Below are 2,222 nucleotides of genomic sequence, written 5' to 3'. Positions count from 1 at the left end.
ACGCCACAGCCCGATCGGTAAAACGTTGATTCAAGCCCTCGCTTGAAAGGGAACAGCCATGCCAGAGCGTCAAGGCTGCACACAACCGCAAGGCGAGCCACTATGTAGAGAAAAAAATAGAAAATACAGCCAAACACGTGGCCAGCGACTTGAAAAAAGCCGAGAAGACCATGCATCGAGCGGTGCATCAAGTTGAAAAGAGAGTTGAGCACGCGGCCAAAGAAGTAAAGAAAGATGTCGTGCACATCAGCCGCGAAGCGAGAGAAGCGTTTCATCACGCGGAAAAGAAAGCAGAACAAGTGGTCAAACATGCAACGCACCATGTGAAAAAAGCCGAGAAGGCCGTGCATCGAGCGGTGCATCAGGTTGAAAAGAGAGTTGAACGCGCAGCCAAAGAAGTAGCGAAAGACGCGGGGCATATCGGCCATAAGGCCAAGGAAGTATTTCAGCATGTAGAAAAGAAAGCGGAACAAGCTGTACAGCATGTGGTCCACGATGTAAAAAAGGCCGAGAAGGCGATTCATCGAACGGCTCACCACATAGAGCACAAACTCGGACACGAAATCAAAGCTTTAGCGAAAACCGCTGATCGCGGCATACACAAAATAGAACAGAAAGCAGAGCATATCGCGAAACAAACCGTTCATGATATAATACATGCAGGACACAAAGTTGAACAAACGGCTCGGCAAGTAGCGAAGAATGCAGAAAAATCATGGCATGGATTGACTAAACACCCCATTGAAAGCACAGTGGAGTTTGTGAGAGGAGCGGGAGATGCGGCTTTACAGGATGTGACATACAATCTGGCACACCGTCCTTATCACAGTTCGCATCCCGTCGCCTACGAATGGGGACAAATGACAGGACACGCGGTATCGACTGTAACCGGAGTAGTCGAAACAGCCGGGTCCATCCCTTTAGCCGCAGCCGGGATCGCCCTTAGCGGCACGGGAGTAGGAGCGGCGATCGGAGCTCCAGCCACTGCCATCGCTGTTGCCGGAGCCACTCATGGAGCCACTTTAGCGACAACAGGAAGCTCCCACTTCGTCCAACACGCGAACGAACTGTACCAGCGAATGAGCCGGGGCGAAGGGGTTTCGGGGAAAGCGGTTAAGGGGACGGGTAATTCACAAGTGAAACAAAACAAAGCTAAAGGAGATGCTTTTGAACAGGAAGTTATTAATAAAATATCCTCAGAACCTGCTAATACTAATGTAAGACAACAAATAACTGTTAAAACCAAAAGTGGGGTTAAAACGAGAATTGATATTATTTCTACAAATAGTCAAACAGGACAGATACGATGTATAGAATGTAAAGCTTCTTCAACAGCACCACTAACAAAAAATCAAAAGAAAGCTTTCCCTGAGATTGAACAATCAGGGGCTATAGTTGTCGGAAAAGGAAAAGCACCTTATACTGGTGGAACTAAAATTCCTCCGACGAAAATAGAGATTATTCGCAAAAAATAATATTGGGGTGAGGATAAATGCCTTTACAGAATACAAACGAAATTGACGTTATTAGCTTAAATAGGGAAAAAGGAATTGTAACTTTGGGAATTATTGATTCTCTCGAATGGGAAAATGAAGAGGAACATTTGTTACTCCTACAAGAAAAGATAAATGTATACTTACGTTTTATCGAAAGCGGAGAAATTTATTCTGTGTATGAGGACGCAAAAGAAAGAGAATTCGAAATAAAAATTTATTTTAAAAACCCATTTCCTGACAACTGCAAGGACTTTTTAAAGAAAGTCTCCGACATTCTTAACGGTGCGGGATACTACTTTAATTTTCAGGTTGGTATATAATACTTTATGTAATCAAAATTTTACTATATAACTGTAGATGAGCATTTTTCATTACAATAATTTCCATGCCCTAAGAGACAAACAGGGTACCCCTTAGGCGACATGGAGCTGTTTTTTGATCACATCAATGGGAATATCTTGTTTTGCGGCGTCATAGATGAACTCAACGACGCTGTGTCCTTTCCGAGACCGAAGAAGCTCCAGTCCGGAAGAGAGGTCTTGTTGAGATTCCGCGATGCTGTATACACAGGCTAACAGCACCACGACCCAATACCGTTTCACCGCCCGAACGTGGCGAACACGGTCCCACCTGACTTCAGTTGGTCTTTTGCCTGCCGGAAAAAGCATTCGATCGTCCAGCGCTGGGCATAGTAACGCAAGATCTCTTCATCGCCTAGCTCCCGGT

2 protein-coding genes and 1 pseudogene are annotated in these 2,222 nt (G+C 45.1%); 2 read left to right on the top strand and 1 reads right to left on the bottom strand.

What is annotated here, in order from left to right:
* Positions 1-149: 149 nt before the first annotated feature.
* Both B4113_RS20825 and B4113_RS16055 read left to right on the top strand, forming a co-directional pair.
* The gene (locus tag B4113_RS20825) at positions 150-1,475 is read left to right on the top strand and encodes a hypothetical protein (RefSeq protein WP_235598032.1); all 1,326 of its coding nucleotides are present in this window, start codon (positions 150-152) and stop codon (positions 1,473-1,475) included.
* 17 nt (positions 1,476-1,492) lie between these two features.
* Positions 1,493-1,816 (top strand): DUF6572 domain-containing protein, encoded by a 324-nt coding sequence (locus B4113_RS16055; RefSeq protein WP_033843646.1) that lies wholly within the window; start codon positions 1,493-1,495, stop codon positions 1,814-1,816.
* 93 nt (positions 1,817-1,909) lie between these two features.
* Here B4113_RS16055 and B4113_RS19195 read toward each other — a convergent pair.
* Positions 1,910-2,222 (bottom strand): annotated as a pseudogene (locus B4113_RS19195) (transposase); the annotation flags it as partial.

Source organism: Geobacillus sp. B4113_201601, from assembly GCF_001587475.1.
Lineage (GTDB): Bacteria > Bacillota > Bacilli > Bacillales > Anoxybacillaceae > Geobacillus > Geobacillus icigianus.
Note: the sequence above shows the minus strand (reverse complement) of the source record. Positions and strands in the feature narration are given on the sequence as shown.